This is a genomic window from Arcicella sp. GW458-12-2-14-TSB2 (genome assembly GCF_059423785.1).
Genome location: NZ_JBWKYN010000040.1, coordinates 13,861 through 35,031 on the forward strand (window position 1 = coordinate 13,861; position 21,171 = coordinate 35,031).

Sequence of the window (21,171 nt, forward strand, 5' to 3'; positions counted from 1 at the left end):
TTACTCAAAACTAATGGCAAAAACCTTTGTTTTAGCATTGAAGATAAAGGACTTTTTTTCATCTTTTACAAAGACATTTACAATATTTGTTTGGTCTTCAAACATATCAACCAATACATCATTCTTAAGTTTTAATCCTGCAATGGCTTCGTTCACAGGTACTTCTAAATAAATCCAAGTAGCATCACCTTCTTTTTCTTTACCAACGTATTGAATCGCCTTTAGTTGATTAGTAGCATTCACCAACATAAAGTGTTTTTTTACATATTGTTCTACCAAAGCATCATTCTTGTCATTATTCTCAATAACAATTTTCTTGTTCTGATTGTCACGTGATATTACCTTCTCTAGGTCATCTGTAAACACCCTAAGGCTTACTTCAAATCCTTTGCTTTTAGCATTATAACGCATTTCTGTAAGACTAGTATGAAATGCGTGAAAACCAGTATTACTTAGCTTGAAACTGCTTGAAAGGATGATGATTCCTAGAAGGGGAATAAACCGTTTCACAAATGCAGTTAAGCTAAATATCCCTAGCGAGGGACTTAAGTCCCTCGCTAGAGATAAAAAATTTAATTTAATATTCTTCTCAAAGCCAAAAAAGCCCCTTCTCTGAAGGAGAAGGGGTTGGAGCGGCCGCTGTTGCGGATGAGTTTTTTGTATATTAATTACTATCATTCTATTTGAAAAATGTTTTGAAGGCACCATTTCCTAATACAAAAACCATTAGTCCTAATAGTATTACTGTTCCTACTTGTTGGGCTCTCTCTAATACTTTTTCCGATGGTGGGCGACCAGTGATGATTTCATACAATAAAAACAACGCATGACCACCGTCTAACGCAGGAATTGGCAACAAATTCATAAATGCCAAAGCCATCGAAAGCAGACCTGTAAGCGTCCAGAAATTTAACCAATCCCAGTGAGCACCATACATTTCTGCAATTTCAAAAGGACCGCTCAATGCTTTATCAGCACGAACATCTCCCGCAAAAATCTTTTTAAAGCCTTTTACATTTTTTACTACCACGTCAAAAGCATCGTGAGCACCCATTACAAAGGCCTGCCCGATAGTATAATCCTCATGAGAGAATTTAATCAAACGTTCCATCGCAAATCCAAGCTTTCCTTCTTTGGTAACAGTAATATCCATTGTATCAACTTTCCCTTGTCTTTCTATCCCAAAAGCTACTTTTTTGCCAGCATATTTTGTTAGACTGTCTTTTAATAACTGATAGAACACTACAGGTTGTCCGTTCATACTCACAATTTTATCACCTGCTTTCAATCCAGCTTTGTAGGCAGGATATTCTTCTTGTTCGCCAGATTTACCAAATAGTTTACTTAATAATGAGGGCTTTTTGGGTTCGGAAACTAGTGCAATTTTGAAAGGATATAATGGCTGAATGAATTGATCTTTTTGGTCAGACAATTTATTCAAAAAGTCAGAAGGGATAACTACTTCGATAATTTTACCAGCCCGCTCTACGGTATAAGAAACGTTATCATCCAAGATAGCACCACCTATTTCGCTATACTCTTTAAAATCTTGTCCGTTTACTTTTAATATTTTGTCGCCTGTTTTAAAGCCAACTTCTTGTGCCAAAGTTCCTGCGTAAATACCGTTTTTGTTTAATTCATCTTTAGAAATATAGTTGTTACCCGTTTTATAATTAATACCAAAGTAGATAACAACACCCAAAATTACGTTAACGATAATACCACCAAGCATCACGATTAGGCGTTGCCAAGCAGGTTTGCCACGAAATTCCCAAGGTTCGGGAATAGCAGATAATTTAGAAGCATCTTGAGTTTCATCAATCATCCCTGCAATCGAAACATAACCACCCAATGGAAACCAACCCAACCCATATTCTGTATCACCGATTTTCTTTTTGAATAAAGCAAAGTTCAGCACCGTAGGTACTGGGAATAAGAAATCAAAAAATAGGTAGAATTTATCAACACGCATTTTGAACCATTTTGCGGTAATATAATGTCCAAATTCATGTAAACTTACTAAAATTGACAGTCCTAAAATTAACTGTCCCGCCATAACTAAACCGTCCATTTGCTAAGTGTTATCTCGTAAAATTTAATTGACTATTTACGATTTGTGTTTTGAGATTTCTTTACTGATTAAATAAATATTGATAAATATCAAACTAGCGTTTGGGCTAGTCTTCTTGTTTCTTGGTCTGTCTGTATATAATCGTCGATACTTGGCTGATGAATAAATGCTATCTTATTCATACAGTTTTCGATAAGGTCTGACATCTGTAAAAAGCCGATTTTATCCTGCAAAAATGCTTCAACGGCAATTTCGTTGGCTGCATTCATGATACAAGCAAGGTTGCCCCCTTTGTCCATTGCTTCAAAAGCTAATTGCAAGTTACGAAATGTTTCGGTATCAGGTTGTTCAAATGTTAGAGACGGATATTTTGTGAAGTCAAAACGTGGAAAATCCGACTTTAGTCTGTTAGGAAAGCCCAAAGCAAATTGAATGGGCAATTTCATATCGGGCAAGCCCATTTGAGCCTTCATTGAACCATCTTCAAACTGCACCAATGAATGAATAATAGACTGAGGATGAACCACTACTTCGATTTGAGAGGCCTTTAGCCCAAACAACCATTTTGCCTCAATTACCTCTAACCCTTTATTCATCAAACTGGCCGAATCAATCGTGATTTTAGCACCCATCACCCAGTTTGGATGTTTTAGGGCTTGTGCTTTGGTCACGTTCAATAAGTCTTCCCGTTTTTTTCCTCTGAAAGGCCCACCAGAAGCGGTCAGGATAATTTTTTCGATAGGATTATGAAATTCACCTACTAAGCATTGAAAGATAGCAGAATGCTCAGAGTCGACAGGGTAGATGTTTACGCCTTTTTCTTCGGCAAGTTTAGTAATTAATTCCCCTGCAACCACCAAGGTTTCTTTATTTGCAAGGGCAATGTGTTTGCCTGCTTCAATGGCCTTGATAGTGGGTAATAAGCCAGCATAGCCAACCATTGAGGTAAGTACAATATCAATAGCATCCATCTGAACCACGGCTTCTAATGCTTTTGCACCAGCATACACCTTGATACCTGCGGGGTCTAAGATAGCATGTACTTTATCATATAAATCGTCATTACCAATTACTACGCAGTTAGGCTTGAAAGCTAAGCTTTGTTCAATCAATAAATCAGCATTGTTCTGAGCAGTTAGTACTTCAACTTCGAAAATGTTTTCGTTTGCTTTTATTACTTCTAAGGCTTGTGTTCCGATTGAACCCGTTGAGCCCAAAATGGCAATTTTTCTTTTTTGCATAAATTACAAGTAGCTATCAGCCCCGAGCTGTAAGCTATCAATCTTATTATCAGACTATTCGCTAATAAAATTTCAGTTATTTTAATGGTACTTATCAAAGGCTTGGGTGGAAATCAAAAAGACGTTCTCTTTTACACCTTCAATTTGATTTATGGCATAAATTTAAAGACTCCAGCTTAGAATTTGGCTAATAAAGTCCGAAAATAGCGAAGGTTTCAATAGTAAAGTAAAAGCAACACCAAAAGCAGCACCATAAAGGTGAGCTGAATGCCCAATATTATCTAAATTTCGCTTAGACATATAATACGAGTAAAACGAATACAAAATAGCATATATAAAACCTGGCATTGGAAAGAAATACACATAAATTTGGGCAGTAGGTTGAAAAAGTATGGCTGAAAATACAACAGCCGAAACACCCCCTGAAGCCCCAAGTGCGTTATAATAACGATCATTTTTATGGTCTGCATAACTTGGCACATTGGCAACGATAATACCCAATAAGTAAAGTGCAGCATATAATAATGAACCAATATCAGAACCAAAATAGATGGAAAAATTTTTTTCTACTATAAAACCAAAAAAATACAAACTCAACATATTGAAGAATAAGTGTCCATAATCTGCGTGCAAAAAACCAGATGTCAAGAAACGATAATATTCTTTATATTCTTTTACAGAGTATGGATGCATGATCCATTTGTTCAAAATGGTTTGGTTGTTCCAGGCGTAAAGGCTAAGAGCAATCGTAATTCCAATAAAAATGAAAGTTAATGACATATTATTTTTTTAGAATATCTGTGGAAAAATATATTAAGGTACAATAGGTTTCTTTTTTCATAAAACAAAAGCAGTCGAAACAAATGGTTCGACTGCCACAATATTTCTTGACAAATTTAAGCTAAACCTCTCTATCAATCAAAGTTTCAGTGAATGTTCGTAACACAGCCTTTCTTTCGTCATCTACCTTTAGTGAATCTAGGGCTTCAAAGGCTTTATCAAAATAAGCATTTATCTTAATTTTAGCCAATTGGTCTATTCCCAAACAATCATAAATAGCAGTAACGGCTTTTACTTTCTCCGTCGCATCAAATTCTTCTAAAGAAAGCCATTTATTTAATTCAATTTTTGTATCGCCTGTCGCTTTTTCTAAGGCTTCTATCAGCATAAAAGTCTTTTTATTAGAAATAATGTCACCGCCTACTTGCTTACCAAATTTTTCGGGGTCTCCGTAAACATCCAATAAATCATCTTTCAATTGGAACCCTAAGCCAATATTTAAACCAATATTATACAATAAATCACATGATTTATCGCTTGCTCCGCCTATGATTCCGCCAAGCTCTAGGGCATATCCTAATAATACCGACGTTTTCAATTTTATCATTTCCAGATATTCTTCTTCACTAACGTCCTCACGTTTTTCAAAATTCATATCCAATTGCTGACCTTCACAAACTTCTGCGGCTGTACGATTAAATCTTTTTAATGCTTTTTTAAATCGAGTATCTTCTACAAACATTAATAATTCATACGCTTGTACTAGCATTACATCCCCAGACAGAATAGCGGTATTATCATTCCATTTGGCATGAACAGTAGGTTTGCCCCGACGTAACGGCGCTTTATCCATGATGTCATCATGCATTAAAGTGAAATTATGGAATACTTCCACGGCAGTTGCAGGCTTTATTGCTTTTTGCCAATCGTCTGTGAATAAGGCTGTTGCCATCAATGTCATTAATGGACGCATTCTTTTACCACCCAATGACATTAAATATCGAATGGGTTCATATAATTCTTCGGGATGTTCGCCGTAAGTTTGCTGAGAAAATTCTTCGTTGAGAGCTTGTACGAATTGTGTAAGTTTCATTTAATAATTGATGGTTCTTCTTATTAAGAAGTAACGCACTTCATGTTAGAAATGTTATGAATTGCCAAAAATAGAAAGAAGAATTTAAACTCTCACTCGTTTCAGATTTATTTTGGCTAACTTTGCAAAACCTCTAATTGAGGTCTATATTATTTATGCTCAACCATCAGCTCAAACTCCGTAAACCTCTTGCCGTTTTCGATCTAGAAACGACAGGTGTAAATGTTGTAAAAGACCGTATCGTAGAAATCAGTATTGCCAAAGCCAATATTGATGGTACTGTTACAGTCAAAACCCGTCGTGTAAATCCTGAAATACCTATTCCTTTGGAGTCATCATTGGTGCATGGTATTTATGATGAAGACATTAAGAACGAACCCACCTTTAAACAAATAGCCAAATCGATGGCTCAGTTTTTAGAAGGGTGTGATTTAGCTGGTTTTAATTCAAATCGTTTCGATGTTCCGATTTTAGTAGAGGAATTTCTTAGAAACGAGATAGATTTCGATGTTAAAAATCGTAGGCTGATTGATGCACAACGTATTTTCCATTTGATGGAACCTCGTACGCTATCGGCCGCCTATAAATTTTATTGTAAAAAAGAATTAATCGATGCACACTCGGCAGAGGCTGATACAATTGCTACGCTCGAAGTTTTGAACGCCCAAGTAAAACATTATGAAGGCGTGAAAATTAAAGATAGTAATGGTGTTGAGATTGAGCCCGTAAAAAATGACATGGATGCTTTGCACGAAATCACGGCCTCTAAACTCGTAGATTTTGCACAAAGAATGGCTTTCAATAAAGAAGGAATTGAAGTAATCAATTTCGGCAAGCATGCTGGCAAGCCAGTTGTGCAAGTATTGAAGGAAGAACCGTCATATTATGATTGGATGATGAAGGGTGATTTTCCGATGGATACCAAAAGAAAACTCACAGAAATAAAGCTTAGAGCTTTCAATAACAAGTAAAATAGCAAAAGACAAAGGTCTGGGCAGAATAAACCTACACTTTTGTCTTTTGTTTTTATGCTTTTATCAGTTTTTCCTTAATTTTGCTGATAAGTTTTCATAAGTACATTATAAGATTCAATAAACAAGTAGTGCTTTTTGATTTAGCAAAATAAGTTTCGTTTAATTAAGTTCTCAAGCAGAAACGCTATACTCATGCAACAAATACCTGATGTCATCCGTGAAATAGATTTGAACTATTATGTCTGGTTCAGTACAGCCTTATTTTGTATCGGAATTATTGGCGTATTAACACGCCGCAACGCAATCATCATCTTCATGTCGGTTGAATTAATGCTGAATGCCGTAAATTTATTACTGGTAGCATTTTCATCTTATAAAGCTGACCCCTCTGGACAAATCTTTGTATTTTTTATCATGGCAGTAGCCGCAGCCGAAGTAGCTGTTGGGCTTGCTATCATCGTGATGATTTATAGAAATATCCAGACAATTGATGTTGGTTTGTTGAATAAATTGAAATGGTAATTTTCCAATTTAAAACATTATCATCTCAAATTTAGAAAACTTTCAAATTAGAATTATGTCTCTAATTACACTCATTCCACTATTTCCCTTAATCGGCTTCCTTATCAATGGAATCGGATTCCGCCATGTTCCTAAGTCTCTAGCTGGTATTATTAGCTCTGCGGCAGCATTTGCCTCATTTGCTTGTGCTTTAACCTTGTTTTTAGGCTTTAATGGTCAACCTCAGATTGTTCATTTGTTCGACTGGATTACAGTTGGCACCCTGAATATCTCGATGTCATTTCAGCTAGATCAACTTTCGTTGTTGATGCTTTTAATCATTACAGGGGTAGGAACGCTAATTCATATTTATTCGATTGCCTACATGAGTCATGACGAAGGCTTCGGAAAGTTTTTTGCTTTCTTAAATCTCTTCTTGTTCTTCATGCTTTTACTAGTATTAGGTTCAAACTATGTCGTAATGTTCATTGGTTGGGAAGGCGTAGGTTTATGTTCATATTTATTAATTGGTTTCTGGAATAAGAATAGTAATTACGGAAATGCCGCACGTAAAGCCTTTATTATGAACCGTATTGGTGATTTAGGGTTTCTATTGGGTATTTTCTTGATAATTACTCATTTTGGTACTGTTGAATATTCAGAAGTATTTAGAAGAGTAGTAGAAGATGGATATTCTTCTGGCGACAAAACGTTGTTTTATATCACGATTCTTTTGTTCGTTGGAGCAATGGGTAAATCGGCACAGATTCCATTATATACTTGGTTGCCAGATGCGATGGCTGGTCCGACACCCGTATCTGCTTTAATCCACGCAGCTACGATGGTAACAGCTGGTATTTACATGATTATTCGCTCGAATGTTATGTATTCACTAGCACCCGAAACGCTTGATATCGTAGCTTGGGTAGGGTTGGCCACTGCCTTGTTGGCGGCTTCTATTGGTCTTTTCCAAAATGATATTAAAAAGGTATTGGCTTATTCAACGGTTTCGCAACTAGGCTATATGTTTATGGGCTTGGGAGTAATGGCTTATTCTTCTTCATTCTTCCATGTAATGACTCACGCATTCTTCAAAGCACTTTTGTTCTTAGGAGCGGGTTCTGTGATTCACGCCATGTCTGACGAACAAGATATTCGTTCAATGGGTGGGCTTCGTAAAAAATTGCCTATCACCTTCATTACTTTCTTGATTGCTACTATTGCTATCTCTGGTATTCCTCCTTTTGCAGGGTTCTTCTCTAAAGACGAAATCTTAGCACACGTTTTCGAGCATAATAAATTAATGTGGGCTTTTGGTGTATTGGGCTCAATAATGACCTCATTCTATATGTTCCGTTTATTATTCCTTACATTTTTCGGAGAATTCAGAGGAACAGAAGAACAAAAGCATCATTTGCACGAATCGCCAATAGCAATGACTGCCCCATTGATGATTCTTGCAGTACTTTCAGCAATAGGCGGATTCTTTAACTTCCCACATATTTTTGGTGGTCATGCTAGCTTAGCAGAATTTATGGCTCCATTGTTTGAGCAATCAGCGCTTGAACACGTTGCAGTTGATGAATCTCTTGAAATAAAATTAATGATTGTTTCAGTAATAGCGGCGTTGGTTTCTGCTGGTGTTGCCTACTTCATATACGTTGTGAAGAAAAATGTTCCATTAGCTGAAGGGCAAGAAAGTGGTTTACAAAAAGTAATTTACAATAAGTATTATATAGACGAATTGTACAATGCCATTTTTGTAAAACCAATCACTGTACTTTCTAATTTCTTTACTTCGGTTATTGAGTTCCTAGTAATTGATTTAATTGTAGAAAGTATAGGGAAATTAGTAAAGACACTTTCTAGCGAAATTCGTTTGCTTCAAAGTGGAACAACAGGTTATTATATTTTTGCAATGGTGTTATCTATTGCAGTCATATTAGTTTGGGGCTTGAAAAGTTTCCTTTTGGGATAGATTAAAGACAATTAAATACATTGAAAGATTTGCTCATTACAAATCCGATTGATAAAAAAATATGCTAACACTTTCTCTCATTCTTCTTCCCATTATTGCAGGGCTAATTACATTAGCCATCAAGGGAGAAACCGCTAAAACTGTTGCCCTTGTCTTTGCTTTTGCTGAGTTGGCTTTAGGGGTATATTTGTATAAGTCATTTGTACCAGATGTTACTTCACAATTTAGTGTTAGTTACGATTGGATTCATTCTGCAGGTATTAAGTTTTCTGTAGGCATAGATGGTATCAGTTTGATATTGGTAATTCTTACTACTTTAATGGTGCCATTTATCATCCTTTCTACTTTTGGGAATAATTATCCAAATGCTTCAAAACTATATGCATTGATATTGTTTATGCAGGCAGCATTAGTAGGCGTATTTACTGCTAAAGATGCGTTCCTTTTCTACTTCTTCTTTGAAGCCGCTTTGATTCCTATCTATTTTATTGCAGCTATTTGGGGCGGAGAGAATCGTATTAAAGTAACATTCAAGTTTTTTGTTTATACATTGTTTGGCTCTTTGTTTATGTTGTTGGCATTAGTGTACTTGTATTTACTAACACCAGGAACACATTCTTCAGATATTAATGTGATTTATCAATCTGCAAAAGGATTAGAACTATCAACACAGAGTTATTTATTTGGTGCATTTTTTATTGCTTTTGCTATTAAAATGCCACTTTTCCCATTCCATACTTGGCAACCAGATACTTATGAGGAAGCTCCTACGGCAGGAACAATGCTTCTGTCGGGTATTATGTTGAAAATGGGTGTTTATGGCTTAATTCGCTTTATCTTACCAATTGTTCCACTAGGTGTTGAAAAGTGGGGCTTTGCTGCTATCATCCTTTCGGTAATTGGTATCATTTATGGTTCGGTGATTGCTATTCAGCAAAAAGACATGAAACGATTGATTGCCTATTCATCATTTGCACACGTAGGATTGATGTCGGCAGGTATTTTTTCTGGAAACCTTGACGGTATTCAGGGAGCGTTGATTCAGATGTTGGCACACGGTATTAATGTAGTTGGTTTATTCTTTGTGGTAGAAATTATTGAAAGAAGAACAAAATCACGTGAATTAGCACTTTTAGGAGGGATTACACACACGACTCCAAACTTGACGGTTTACTTCATCATTTTAATGTTGGGCTCAGTTGCCTTACCACTTACAAATGGTTTTGTTGGTGAATTTTTGTTATTGAAAGGAGTATATGAATACAATGCTTGGATAGGAGCAGTAGCAGGATTAACCATCATTTTAGGAGCAGTTTATATGTTAAGAATGGTTCAAAAATCAATGTTTGGTCATACTTCTACAATTACAGAAGGATTCGCTGATTTGACTTTTAATGAAAAAGCAGTCTTGTTACCGCTTTCATTCTTAGTAATTGCTTTGGGTATTGCACCGAATATTTTCTTAAAATTAACTGAACCAGCTGTTAGCCAATTATTATCAATCATCAAATAATTTGATTATTGGATTTATGAAATTGTTTTTGCCTTTTCAGAAATTCAACTATTCAAGTTTTCAAATTTGAAACATGAACGCAATTATAGCATTATCACTCTTCGGGATTTCTAATCTATTTTTAGGTTTTTTGAACAACCGTAAAATATTATTACCAGCTACGCTAGTTTTTGTCCTTATTGCTCTTGGATTAAATTTCGCAGACTGGAATCACGAATATTATTGGTTCAATAATATGTTGAAAACCAATAATCTATCAGTCAACTTTGTTTCTATCATTTTGTTGTCAACATTACTTGTAGTAGGTATCTCTCGTAGTTTTGGTGATGACGACGAACACTCGCATCCAGCCGAATACTATGCTATTTTGTTGTTTTCTACGGTGGGAGCTATCATGATGGTAACTTTCGAGAACCTGATTATGCTTTTTGTAGGCTTAGAAATCCTTTCTGTTTCAATGTATGTGTTGACAGGTTCTGATAAACGTAGTTTACGTTCAAACGAAGCAGCACTGAAATATTTCTTAATGGGTTCTTTTGCGACAGGTATTTTGTTGTTTGGTGTAGCATTAGTGTATGGTGCAACAGGTTCGTTCGATATTCATGGAATAGGTTTAGCAGTGGCTCAGGCAAAAGAACAAATGGGTGGTGCATACGGCCCATTATTGTATGCTGGTGTTATATTAATAATGGTTGGCTTACTCTTTAAAATTTCGGCAGCGCCTTTTCACTTCTGGACACCAGATGTGTATGAGGGTGCACCAAGTATCTTTACAGCATTTATGTCAACAGTAGTTAAAACAGCAGGTATTGCAGCTACTTATCGTATTTTATCAACATGCTTCCCTTCAGTATATGGTTTGTGGGGAAATCCATTAGTTTACATAGTTTGTGCTACCTTAATTATTGGTAATATTTCAGCTGTTTATCAACAAAGCTTCAAGAGAATGCTAGCTTACTCTAGTATCTCTCATGCTGGATATTTATTAATCACGGTACTAGCTAAAAGACCTGATACAAACTCTTCGCTTTTGTTTTATTCTCTCGCTTATGCCATTGCTACCATTACAGCTTTTGCAGTATTAATTGTAGTATCAGAAGCAAAATCTCAGGCAGGCAAAGCAGATGAAAGTTTTGATGCTTTGAACGGACTAGCCAAAAACAATCCATTATTAGCATTTTCTTTAACGGTATCAATGTTGTCTTTAGCAGGAATTCCTCTGACTGCGGGTTTCTTTGGTAAGTTTTTTATCTTTAGTGATGCGTTCTCTAACCCTTCAATATTGTTCAAAGGGATTCTTATTCTTGCCATTTTAATGTCAGCTGTTGGGGTTTATTATTACTTTAAACCAATCATTGCAGCGTACATGAAAACAGGTGAAACAGAGAAAATAGCACTCTCTCCGTTTTATAAATATATCTTAATTCTAACAACAGCGCTGACTATTGTATTGGGAATAGCTCCTGATTTAGTTAAAAATATCTTTTAATCTTGTCGAATTCAAAATTACTTAACAAAAAGGATCTAATCGTTTACTTTTTGGTTGCTGGAACAGGAGTTGTCATTCAGCTAGTTTGTAGTAGCCTCTTTCAGTCTTGGTTTTCAATAAGTTACGAAGCGAGCATTGCTCCCTCGTATTTTATTTCTTTGATTGCAGGTTTTATCCTCACTAAACTATTTGCCTTTAATGCGCGCAAGTCAAGTCAAACTCGCCGTGAAGTAGTAAAATACTTAATGGTAGCTACTTTTTCGGGAGGAGTAACTTGGTTTTTCGCTACTTTCTCTTACAGAATTTCAAATCATTATTTCGAAATATTTCATTACTTAATTCCTTTTTCAAAAAAGGTAATTAATGTAAATCAACTGGTTTGCCATTTAATTGGCAATGGGTTTAGTTTTATGTCAAACTATACATTACATAAAACTTTTACTTTTAAAGATACTGGCTTTTACGACAGGCTGAAGAAGCTAGTATTATAAAATATAAATATTTTAATATTAAATTTTATTTTTTACTGTTAAGGTGCTAGCTTAATTTATAAAAAGATATTAAAATAAAAGAGTTTTTAAGGTTTTAATTGTATTTTTCATTGATTAAACACTGTAAAAACTAGATTTTTTGTCAATTATTAAGAAATACTTAAAATTTATTTACAAATCCTTGCATGGAATAAAAGTTGTACATAAATTTGTATCAAACAAACCCCAATCACAACGAAATGAAGAAATTTTTTGCATTCGCTTTAGTAGCTGGTATGATTTCATTAGCTGCTTGTTCAGAAAAGAAAGCTGAAACTACTACAACTGATTCAGTAACTGTAGATACTACAACTGCTGTTGATACTGCTGCTGTTGTTGATACTGCTGCTGCTGATACAACAACTAAGTAATTATCAGTTTCCTTTTGGAAAAAAAAAGCCTTAACCTAGTTAAGGCTTTTTTTATGACCTCGTGTATTTCATTCAGAAATCAACGAGGTTTTGTAGTATATTAGCATCATGAAAAAAGAATTAGAAGTTTTTCAAAAATATTTCCCAAGCACAACTATTAATTACTGTTTTGACTTGTGGAGAACATACCAATTTAACTTTAAAATTACTCGTACACGCCAATCTAAATTAGGTGATTATTCCTTTAGAAGAGATAAAGGACATCAAATTACGGTGAATGGCGATTTAAACCCCTATTCTTTTCTAGTTACTTACGTTCACGAAGTAGCTCACTTAGCTACTTTTAAACAATTTGGCAATAAGCCAAAACCCCACGGGAAAGAATGGAAGAAGTATTTTAAAGATTTATTTGTACCATTATTGAATGAACAAATTTTGCCTATAGAGATAATTATTCCATTGAAAGAATATCTGCAAAATCCCTCTGCGACTACTCAGAGCTATTCGCCATTGATGAAAGAGTTGAGAAAATATGATCAATTATCAGATGATTGCTCAAAAATAATTTTAACGAATCTGGAAAAAGGCGAAATATTTGAATTGAATGGAAGGTATTTTGAAAAAGGAGATTTACGCAGAACGCGGTTTTTGTGTACAGATAAAGCTAATGGCAAACGGTATGTAGTGTCGGCCATAGCGATGGTAAAAAAAATATAATTTTTGAAACCAGCTTACGTTTAAATAAAGTAAAAAATGTAGTTTTGAAAAAATCACTTATAAATAGTATTCTATTTTTCCTTTTCTTTTTTCCTTTAAAAAACTATGCTCAAAATTCAGTATTGGCAAAAGGTAACTGGATAAAAATTGGGGTAAAAAATAACGGGGTTTACCGATTAGATGCTGAGTTCCTACAACGCAATGGCTTTGATTTAGCTAAAATCAATCCTCAAAATATTCAACTCTTTGGCAATGGTGGAGGAATGTTACCCCAAAATAATCTACAGAATAGGGCTGTTGATTTGACTGAAAATAATATTTATATTGAAGGAGAAGCAGATGGAAAGTTTGATGCTCAAGATTTTATCCTTTTCTATGGACAAAGCCCGCATAAGACCTATTATGATGCTGCAACGGGCTTATTAAAACACCAATTCAATATTTATGCTGATACTACATTTTATTTTTTAACCCTTGCAGAAACCAAAGGATTAAGAATAAAAGACCAAGCCTCTGTAGTAGCTACGAACAATATATCAACCTTTGACGATTACGTTTTTCATGAAGTAGATCAAAAAAATATTTTGGCACAAGCCCCTTTTGCTGGTTCTGGTAGGGAATGGTTTGGAGAAGAGTTTTCGGGGACGAATGAACAAATTTTTGCTTTTAATCTTCCCGGAATTATAGCTAATTCAATGGTAAACATAACTTGTTCGGCAGCAGTAGCCGCTTACGGGCAAACAGATTTTGTTGTAAGAGCCAACGAGCAGGATTTGGGCAGAATGGCCATGTCGGCAATAGGAAGTGACCGATACGATTATAAAGGATTCAGTGCCACAAAAAGCTTTACTATTAGTGGCAGTGCTTTTGCGAGTACAGATGCCTTTAGAATAGGCCTGACCTATGATAAAAAGACACTCACTTATGGCGTAGGATACTTAAATTATTTAGGTATTCAGACAAAAAGAGCGTTGAAGTTATATAATCAACAGACGATTTTTAGGGCTATTGAAAGCGTAAATTATCCAACCGTAAATTATGTAATCGAAAAGCCCACGGCTACCTTTAGGATTTGGGATATTACTAATCCACTACAAGTACAAAATCAGGTATATTCTTTACAAAATCAATCCGTAAACTTTGGTGTTACTAGCCAAATACTCAGAGAATTTATCATTTTTAGTAATACTGATTTTCTTGTTCCAGTATTGACTCAGAAGATTAATAATCAAAATTTGCATAATATTGATGTTCCTAATTTAGTAATAGTAAGCTCACCACTTTTGAAAACCCAAGCCTCACGTCTGGCAGATTTTAGAAGAGAGCATGATAAATTATCAGTATTGGTGGTATCCCCAGAAGAAATTTATAACGAATACTCTTCGGGAAAACAAGATATATCTGCCATCAGGGATTTTTTAAGGAGTCTTTATCAAAAAAAGCCTGATACCATAAAATATTTATTGCTTTTTGGAGATGCTTCTTATGATTATAAGAAAAGGCTAAACGTAATTAATGATGAAACCAAGGCTATTTTAATACCTACTTATGAGAGCAGGGAATCTTTACACCCTATTTTTAGCTATTCTTCAGATGATTACTTTGGCTTTTTGCAAGATAATGAAGGTGAATGGACGGAGAACCAAGCAGGCAATCATACCCTTGAAATTGGGATAGGCAGATTGCCTGTAAAGAATGTAGAAGAAGCCAAGCAGATAGTAGATAAGTTGATAAACTATGGTACAAACAAAAATACAATTGGGCAATGGCGAAGCAAGCTAGCTTTTGTGGCTGACGATGATGATGGAAACATTCACCAGCAAGATGCAGAGGCTTTTGCTACTATGGTAAACATATTTTCGCCAGCTTATCAAACAGGGAAAATTTATTTAGATGCGTTCCCTTTGATTTCTTTACCCGAAGGACAGCGGTCGCCATTGGCCAATAATGCACTTAACCAAGCTTTTCAGCAAGGGTCGTTAATTGTGAATTATAATGGACATGGGGCTGAAACTGGCTGGACTGACGAACAGATATTGACATTAAAAGATATACAGTCGTGGACAAATTTTAATAATATGCCCTTGATGCTTACAGCAACGTGTCAATTTGGGAGGTTTGATGACCCTAATCAGATTTCAGGAGCCGAGCTATCAATTCTTAATCCAAATGGCGGGGCAATTGCCTTATTAACGACCACACGACCTGTGTATCAGAACACTAATTTTTTTATTAACCAAGCTTTTTACCAAGCTGTTTTTACACCTATCAATGGAGTAATGCCAAGATTAGGGGATGTAATGGTTTCTACGAAAAACAATAGCTTGCAGGGAGTACTGAATAGAAATTTTTCATTATTGGGTGACCCATCGATGAAATTAGCTTATCCAGAATATGAAGTGTCTTTTGTGAAAATAAATGGAAAAGAAATAGCCAAAGCAGATACTTTAAAAGCCCAAAGCAAAGTGACAATTGAAGGCGAAATAAGACAGCTAGGAACCCAGACAAAGATAAATACATTTAGCGGAAAAGCTGTTATTACAGTTTATGATAAAGAAAAAAGTATTTCGACCAAGGGTAATAAGGGCTTAAAGTTCAATTATCAAGATTTTACTAATATTTTATTTAAAGGAGAAGTAAGCGTTTTGAATGGAAGCTTTACCAGTACTTTTGTTGTTCCAAAAGATATTAATTACCAGCTAGGGGAAGGCAAAATTTTTATGTATGCCCAAACTACTGATGGACTACTCGATGCATCGGGTGCATTGAACCCTATGATAGGAGGAGCAGATAATCGTTTGGAACAAGACAATACGCCGCCAAGTGCAAAACTGTATTTGAATGATTTATCTTTTGTTGATGGAGGTTTGACGAATGAGAGTCCAATTTTTTTTGCTAATATTGCTGATGAAAATGGTATTAATATTGCCAGCGAAGGATTGGGGCATGAACTATTACTAACCGTTGATGATACGCTTAAAATAATTGTCAATCAATACTTTATTGCTAATAAGGATGATTATAGAAGCGGACAAATAAAGTATCAAATCAAGAACTTAATTGCAGGGGAACATCAATTAAAATTAAAAGTTTGGGATACCAATAATAATTCAACGGAGTCGTCGTTACGATTCAGAGTCAATGCTGAAAGTCAGAATACATTAAAAAATGTATTTTGTTTCCCAAATCCTACAAGTGAAAAAACTACTTTCAGTTTTGAACACAATCAAGAAGGAGATGATTTTAATGTAATTATAGAAATTTTTGATACTTTTGGGCATCTAATTAAACAAATAAAAGAAAATGCTTACCAAGTAAGCACACCATTTAATAAAATTTCATGGAATATTGTAGAAGATTCTGTTTCAAATGTAACTGGTAATTACTTTTATCGTATTTTTGTAAAGTCACTAACAACTGGGTATCAAGCAAATGGAAGTGGCAAGATTATCTCGTTAAAATAATTTTCAGCAAAGAATATTTGGATAAATTTTGTAAAAAAAGGTTTATTGAGTACTTTTGATATGCCTCGTTCCAAGAAACTTTAACCTTAAAGACAATGATTAAAAAAATTACCAGCGCTCTTAGAGTGACCCTGTTGTTTGGATTAACAGTGCCCGCTGTGAACGTCTTTGCTCAAACCACAAATCCGACTCAAACAACTTTTAGTAATGCACCGTCTCCAGCTATTCAATCTTTAATCATTACTCCTGATGCTCGCTCAGCAGCAATGGGAGATGCAGGTGTAGCTCTTTCACCAGGTGATGGCGACGCAAATAGTATTTTTTGGAATCCAGGAAAAATCCCTTTTTCTGGTAAAGATATGGCTGTTTCTGTATCATACACTCCATGGTTACGCCAATTGGTTAATGATATGGGACTTTTGAATGCTAGTTTTTATAAGAAAATTCAAGCGAATCAAGCGCTAGGAATATCAATTCATTATTTTGATCAAGGTAAATTTCAAGCTACTGACGGTATTGGAAACTCTTTAGGAGATTTTTCTTCAAAAGAATATTCAATCTCAGCTTCTTATTCTCGTAAATTATCTGAAAAACTTGGGCTTGGTGTAAATGTAAAATACATCAATTCTCAGTTGTTCCCAATTACAGCTAATGCGATTGTTGTACAGAACGAATCTACAGTTGCTGCGGACATCGGTTTGTTCCATACATCAAAAAGAGATAAGCCGTGGAATTATAACTGGGGTGTAATGATTCAAAATATTTCAGGTCGTGTTTCTTATGGCTTATCAGAATCTAACTTTATTCCAACTAATTTGAAAGCAGGTTTTGCCGCTATCAACACGATTGATCAGCACAACAAGTTGACATTGACAATGGATATTAACAAATTGATGGTGCCTACTCCAAAAAAAGTTAATGGTGTTTTACAACAGCCAGAAACAGCGATTGGCGGTATTTTAGGTTCATTTACTGATGCACCAGACGGATTCAGTGAAGAAATTAAGGAAATCAACCTTTCTTTAGGAGCAGAATATTTATATAATGACTTATTTGCACTAAGAGGAGGATATTATTATGAAGATGCTTATAAAGGTAATCGTAAGTATTTTACAGCTGGCTTTGGTGTAAAATTAGAAAAGAAATTTGGATTAGATTTTGCATACTTAATTCCAGTAACAAGTGGAAATGCATTGGCACAAACACTTAGACTAAGTTTACATGCTACGTTTAATTCAGCACCAAAAGTGGCAACGACAACAACGAAATAATTTTGCATAAAATATTATCACAAGTATAGAAAAAATGGCATCTCGAACGAGATGTCATTTTTTTTAGTTTAAAATATTAGCCTATACCTATGAACATTTATAAAGCCCAATTAAAAAATAGCATAATAAGAAATGATTGTAGATAGAGTAAAAAATCCAGATTATCAAACTATTCAGCAAGTAAATATCCCCAAAATTGAAAGCATTTTCTTATCCAATGGCATCCCGTTGCATTATATCAGTGTTGGGGAACAACCTGTAGTAAAGCTCGAAATTAGCTTTGATGCAGGTAATTGGTATGAAAAAGAAAATGGCGTATCATTTTTTACAGCCAAAATGCTTGGAGAAGGAACAGCGAAATATTCATCTTCACAGATAAGTGCTTTTTTTGATCAATTCGGAGCATTCATAGAATTTGGTCATGGACTTGATAGAGCAAATATTACCGTTTATGGGTTAGCAAAGTATTTGCCAGAGCTTTTACCAATGGTACAGGAAGTACTCAATAATGCTACTTTCCCTGAGGATGAATTATTGAAATTCAAAAAAATACAATTACAAACATTAGCAGTAAACGCTGAAAAAACTTCGTTTTTAGCCAATAAAATTTTTAGAAATACCATATTTGGAGATAACCATCCATACGGAAAATCTTTGGATGAAGAGGCTATCAATGCAATTAGTCGAGCTTCATTAGTGGAATTCTATCAAAACTTTTGGCTAAATAAAAAGCCACGAATATTTTTATCAGGAAAAATAACAGCAAACGAAGTAAAGCTAATAGAAGCCTTTTTTGGAGATATTAAAGTGCAGGAGGGTGATAAAAGACAATTGAGTAATGCACAACTACCTGAAAAGAAGCAAATATTGATAGAGAGAGAAGAAAGCATACAGTCGTCTATTAGAATAGGGAAACAGATGATGACTCGAAAGCATCCAGATTATTTTAAAATGCTGGTTTTAAATGAGGCCTTGGGTGGGTATTTTGGCTCAAGATTAATGAAGAACATTCGTGAAGAAAAAGGGCTTACCTATGGTATTTCTTCAAATATCGCTCCTTTTACACAGGCAGGTTATTTCGTGATTGGAACGGATGTTAAAAAGGAATACACACAACTTACAATAGATGAAATCTATAAAGAAATAACAATACTTCAGAAGGAGTTGATAGATGCCGATGAGCTAGAGGTTGTAAAAAACTATATGATTGGTTCATTTGCGGGGTCTTTGAATACACCCTTTGATATTTCAGACCGTTATAAGGTTATTTTTTCGGAGGACCTTCCTACTGATTTTTATGATTGTTATATCCAAAATATCCAAGCGGTTAATGCTGAGATGGTTATGGAAGTAGCAAATCAACATTTATCGATAAATTCTTTAGATGAAATAGTAGTGGGCGGAAAATAAATTGACTTTTTGACTTTGTTATTTAGGATTTTTTCGCTAAATTATAGCATTATAACAAAATAAATAAAGCTATGAAAAGAGTATCTAATCTTATTTATCACAAAGGAAATACTGTTACTGTCATTGATGCTTCTAAAACTGTTTATGAGGCACTTGAGATTATGGCCCAAAAAAATATAGGGGCACTGGTAGTATACAATCAAGATGAGTTTGTAGGAATACTCACTGAACGAGATTATGCTCAGAAAGTAATTGTCAAAGGAAAGCATTCTAATGATACTTTGGTATCAGAAATCATGGAATCAGAATGTCCCTCTGTAAAATTTGAAGATTCTATTGAAAAGTGTATGGAGATAATGTCAGAAAGACATATTCGATATCTACCTGTCATTGCAGAGAAACACGTAGTAGGAATTGTTTCGATGGGGGACGTAGTGCGATATATTATTGAAGACCAAAAAGCAACGATTAGTCATTTACAAAACTTTATATCTGGCGGAGGAATGTGAAGGAGTCGGATTACTAGACGATACCAATCTAGTAATCCGAAAAAGCCTAAATATCAAATCCAGCTAAATCTTTAAATTCATTGATACGTGAAGTAAGTTCTTCATTGCTCAGGTCAATAATTCTTTCTGTACCAAATTTCTCTACACAGAATGATGCCATTGCCGAGCCATGTACAATGGCTCTTTTCATATTTTCAAAGCTGATGTCGTCAGTTTTAGCTAAATAGCCAATAAACCCCCCAACAAAAGTATCTCCAGCACCAGTTGGGTCAAATACCTGTTCTAGTACTAACGCTGGACAGAAGAATAATTTATCACCTTGGAAAAGCAAAGCTCCGTGTTCTCCTTTTTTGATAATTAATGTTTTAGGCCCCATTGCCATAATCGTTTTGGCAGCTGTTCTTAAAGAATAATCACCCGAAAGTTGACGTGCCTCCTCATCATTGATACAAAGTACATCAATCATGGTAAGTACTTTCTTCAAATCATCCATCGCAATATCCATCCAAAAATTCATTGTATCCATTACAATTAATTTCGGGCGTTTTGCCAAACGTTCGATTACTGTTATCTGTACTGCCGGAGTCAAATTACCCAACATTAGGTATTGGCAGTCTTGGTATTGTTCTGGAATAATAGGGTCGAAAGTGCCTAAAACATTTAATTCAGTAACTAAAGTATCACGAGAATTCATGTTGTTGTGGTAACGACCAGACCAAAAGAAAGTTTTTTCTCCTTTTTTTATTTGTAATCCAGTAGTGTCAATTTCTTTACTTTCAAGAAGTTGAATATATTCTTGTGGGAAATCTTCGCCTACAACCGCTACAAGGTTTACGGGAATTTTGAAATAAGAGGCAGACAAAGAAATATATGTTCCTGCACCACCGATGATTTTGTCTGTTTTGCCGTAGGGTGTTTCGAGGGCATCAAATGCTACCGAACCAATTGCTAATAAACTCATTTAGAATATTTTAGAATATTGAAATAATCATGCAATTTACGACTTTTCAAGTGTTTATATATAGACGTTATTTATAAAGTTGGTATTTGAAGGATAAAAATCCGCAGAAATGCTTGTGTAAATTTCATATAAAACTATCAAAATATTGTATATTGATAAAAACCGTAAAAGGAAATCATCTCTTTTACAATTTTTAAAAAACCAAGACGTTCTCTGCAACAAGAATACGATTTTACAATTGGCTAAAGTGCAGGTATTTGCAGGAATTCAATATTTAATTTTTAAATTTGTAAGATAG

General features: G+C 34.9%; 18 protein-coding genes. 12 read left to right on the forward strand and 6 right to left on the reverse strand.

The features are described 5' to 3' along the window. The 5 genes from AC07XN_RS08030 to AC07XN_RS08050 form a co-directional block, all read right to left on the reverse strand. A complete protein-coding gene (locus AC07XN_RS08030; RefSeq protein ID WP_494742656.1) occupies nucleotides 1–510 on the reverse strand; it encodes a DUF6702 family protein in 510 nt (169 codons plus the stop codon). A 169-nt stretch (nucleotides 511–679) separates the two neighbouring features. Next, entirely contained in the window at nucleotides 680–2,071 is a 1,392-nt protein-coding gene (rseP, locus tag AC07XN_RS08035) for an RIP metalloprotease RseP (RefSeq protein ID WP_494742657.1), read from the reverse strand. Nucleotides 2,072–2,160: 89 nt separating this feature from the next. Further along, nucleotides 2,161–3,312: a 1-deoxy-D-xylulose-5-phosphate reductoisomerase gene (locus AC07XN_RS08040; RefSeq protein ID WP_494742658.1), complete on the reverse strand. Its 1,152-nt coding sequence runs from the start codon at nucleotides 3,310–3,312 to the stop codon at nucleotides 2,161–2,163. Between the two features lie 162 nt (nucleotides 3,313–3,474). Then, a complete protein-coding gene (locus tag AC07XN_RS08045; protein WP_309922547.1) occupies nucleotides 3,475–4,092 on the reverse strand; it encodes a rhomboid family intramembrane serine protease in 618 nt (205 codons plus the stop codon). Nucleotides 4,093–4,213: 121 nt separating this feature from the next. Then, nucleotides 4,214–5,185 carry a polyprenyl synthetase family protein gene (locus AC07XN_RS08050; protein ID WP_309922544.1) on the reverse strand — a complete coding sequence of 324 codons (972 nt, stop codon included), beginning with the start codon at nucleotides 5,183–5,185 and terminating at the stop codon, nucleotides 4,214–4,216. 155 nt (nucleotides 5,186–5,340) lie between these two features. Between AC07XN_RS08050 and AC07XN_RS08055 the strand changes: the two genes are divergently transcribed. The 12 genes from AC07XN_RS08055 to AC07XN_RS08110 all read left to right on the forward strand — a co-directional run bounded on the left by AC07XN_RS08055 (nucleotide 5,341) and on the right by AC07XN_RS08110 (nucleotide 19,912). Then, a complete protein-coding gene (locus AC07XN_RS08055) occupies nucleotides 5,341–6,156 on the forward strand; it encodes an exonuclease domain-containing protein (RefSeq protein WP_309922541.1) in 816 nt (271 codons plus the stop codon). 195 nt (nucleotides 6,157–6,351) lie between these two features. Then, complete coding sequence (nuoK, locus tag AC07XN_RS08060) at nucleotides 6,352–6,681, forward strand: NADH-quinone oxidoreductase subunit NuoK (protein ID WP_309922538.1); 330 nt, start codon at nucleotides 6,352–6,354, stop codon at nucleotides 6,679–6,681. 55 nt (nucleotides 6,682–6,736) lie between these two features. Further along, nucleotides 6,737–8,638, forward strand: coding sequence for an NADH-quinone oxidoreductase subunit L (gene nuoL / locus AC07XN_RS08065; RefSeq protein WP_309922534.1), 1,902 nt, complete (start codon nucleotides 6,737–6,739; stop codon nucleotides 8,636–8,638). A gap of 61 nt (nucleotides 8,639–8,699) precedes the next feature. After that, entirely contained in the window at nucleotides 8,700–10,151 is a 1,452-nt protein-coding gene (locus tag AC07XN_RS08070) for a complex I subunit 4 family protein (protein WP_494742659.1), read from the forward strand. A 73-nt stretch (nucleotides 10,152–10,224) separates the two neighbouring features. Further along, a complete protein-coding gene (locus AC07XN_RS08075; RefSeq protein ID WP_309922528.1) occupies nucleotides 10,225–11,640 on the forward strand; it encodes an NADH-quinone oxidoreductase subunit N in 1,416 nt (471 codons plus the stop codon). Between the two features lie 2 nt (nucleotides 11,641–11,642). Further along, nucleotides 11,643–12,131 carry a GtrA family protein gene (locus tag AC07XN_RS08080; RefSeq protein ID WP_309922525.1) on the forward strand — a complete coding sequence of 163 codons (489 nt, stop codon included), beginning with the start codon at nucleotides 11,643–11,645 and terminating at the stop codon, nucleotides 12,129–12,131. A 239-nt stretch (nucleotides 12,132–12,370) separates the two neighbouring features. Further along, nucleotides 12,371–12,541 (forward strand): PG1828 family lipoprotein, encoded by a 171-nt coding sequence (locus AC07XN_RS08085; RefSeq protein ID WP_309922522.1) that lies wholly within the window; start codon nucleotides 12,371–12,373, stop codon nucleotides 12,539–12,541. Between the two features lie 108 nt (nucleotides 12,542–12,649). After that, nucleotides 12,650–13,258: a SprT-like domain-containing protein gene (locus AC07XN_RS08090; RefSeq protein ID WP_494742660.1), complete on the forward strand. Its 609-nt coding sequence runs from the start codon at nucleotides 12,650–12,652 to the stop codon at nucleotides 13,256–13,258. Nucleotides 13,259–13,302: 44 nt separating this feature from the next. Then, nucleotides 13,303–16,722 carry a type IX secretion system sortase PorU gene (gene porU / locus AC07XN_RS08095; RefSeq protein WP_494742661.1) on the forward strand — a complete coding sequence of 1,140 codons (3,420 nt, stop codon included), beginning with the start codon at nucleotides 13,303–13,305 and terminating at the stop codon, nucleotides 16,720–16,722. A 95-nt stretch (nucleotides 16,723–16,817) separates the two neighbouring features. Beyond that, complete coding sequence (gene porV, locus AC07XN_RS08100) at nucleotides 16,818–17,993, forward strand: type IX secretion system outer membrane channel protein PorV (protein WP_309922512.1); 1,176 nt, start codon at nucleotides 16,818–16,820, stop codon at nucleotides 17,991–17,993. A gap of 132 nt (nucleotides 17,994–18,125) precedes the next feature. After that, nucleotides 18,126–19,403: a M16 family metallopeptidase gene (locus AC07XN_RS08105; protein WP_309922507.1), complete on the forward strand. Its 1,278-nt coding sequence runs from the start codon at nucleotides 18,126–18,128 to the stop codon at nucleotides 19,401–19,403. Between the two features lie 71 nt (nucleotides 19,404–19,474). After that, nucleotides 19,475–19,912, forward strand: coding sequence for a CBS domain-containing protein (locus AC07XN_RS08110; RefSeq protein WP_309922504.1), 438 nt, complete (start codon nucleotides 19,475–19,477; stop codon nucleotides 19,910–19,912). Nucleotides 19,913–19,958: 46 nt separating this feature from the next. Here the strand turns inward: AC07XN_RS08110 and AC07XN_RS08115 are convergent, their stop codons facing one another. After that, nucleotides 19,959–20,873 (reverse strand): PfkB family carbohydrate kinase, encoded by a 915-nt coding sequence (locus tag AC07XN_RS08115; RefSeq protein WP_494742662.1) that lies wholly within the window; start codon nucleotides 20,871–20,873, stop codon nucleotides 19,959–19,961. Nucleotides 20,874–21,171: the final 298 nt, after the last annotated feature.

Excerpts from the sequence above, each read along its gene's own strand:
- AC07XN_RS08045 (WP_309922547.1), bottom strand. The coding sequence starts at position 4,092 with ATGTCATTAACTTTCATTTTTATTGGAATTACGATTGCTCTTAGCCTT.
- AC07XN_RS08075 (WP_309922528.1), top strand. The coding sequence starts at position 10,225 with ATGAACGCAATTATAGCATTATCACTCTTCGGGATTTCTAATCTATTT.
- AC07XN_RS08055 (WP_309922541.1), top strand. The coding sequence starts at position 5,341 with ATGCTCAACCATCAGCTCAAACTCCGTAAACCTCTTGCCGTTTTCGAT.
- AC07XN_RS08105 (WP_309922507.1), top strand. The coding sequence starts at position 18,126 with ATGATTGTAGATAGAGTAAAAAATCCAGATTATCAAACTATTCAGCAA.
- AC07XN_RS08085 (WP_309922522.1), top strand. The coding sequence starts at position 12,371 with ATGAAGAAATTTTTTGCATTCGCTTTAGTAGCTGGTATGATTTCATTA.
- porV (WP_309922512.1), top strand. The coding sequence starts at position 16,818 with ATGATTAAAAAAATTACCAGCGCTCTTAGAGTGACCCTGTTGTTTGGA.
- nuoL (WP_309922534.1), top strand. The coding sequence starts at position 6,737 with ATGTCTCTAATTACACTCATTCCACTATTTCCCTTAATCGGCTTCCTT.
- AC07XN_RS08070 (WP_494742659.1), top strand. The coding sequence starts at position 8,700 with ATGCTAACACTTTCTCTCATTCTTCTTCCCATTATTGCAGGGCTAATT.
- AC07XN_RS08110 (WP_309922504.1), top strand. The coding sequence starts at position 19,475 with ATGAAAAGAGTATCTAATCTTATTTATCACAAAGGAAATACTGTTACT.
- AC07XN_RS08040 (WP_494742658.1), bottom strand. The coding sequence starts at position 3,312 with ATGCAAAAAAGAAAAATTGCCATTTTGGGCTCAACGGGTTCAATCGGA.
- nuoK (WP_309922538.1), top strand. The coding sequence starts at position 6,352 with ATGCAACAAATACCTGATGTCATCCGTGAAATAGATTTGAACTATTAT.
- AC07XN_RS08050 (WP_309922544.1), bottom strand. The coding sequence starts at position 5,185 with ATGAAACTTACACAATTCGTACAAGCTCTCAACGAAGAATTTTCTCAG.
- AC07XN_RS08115 (WP_494742662.1), bottom strand. The coding sequence starts at position 20,873 with ATGAGTTTATTAGCAATTGGTTCGGTAGCATTTGATGCCCTCGAAACA.
- AC07XN_RS08090 (WP_494742660.1), top strand. The coding sequence starts at position 12,650 with ATGAAAAAAGAATTAGAAGTTTTTCAAAAATATTTCCCAAGCACAACT.
- rseP (WP_494742657.1), bottom strand. The coding sequence starts at position 2,071 with ATGGACGGTTTAGTTATGGCGGGACAGTTAATTTTAGGACTGTCAATT.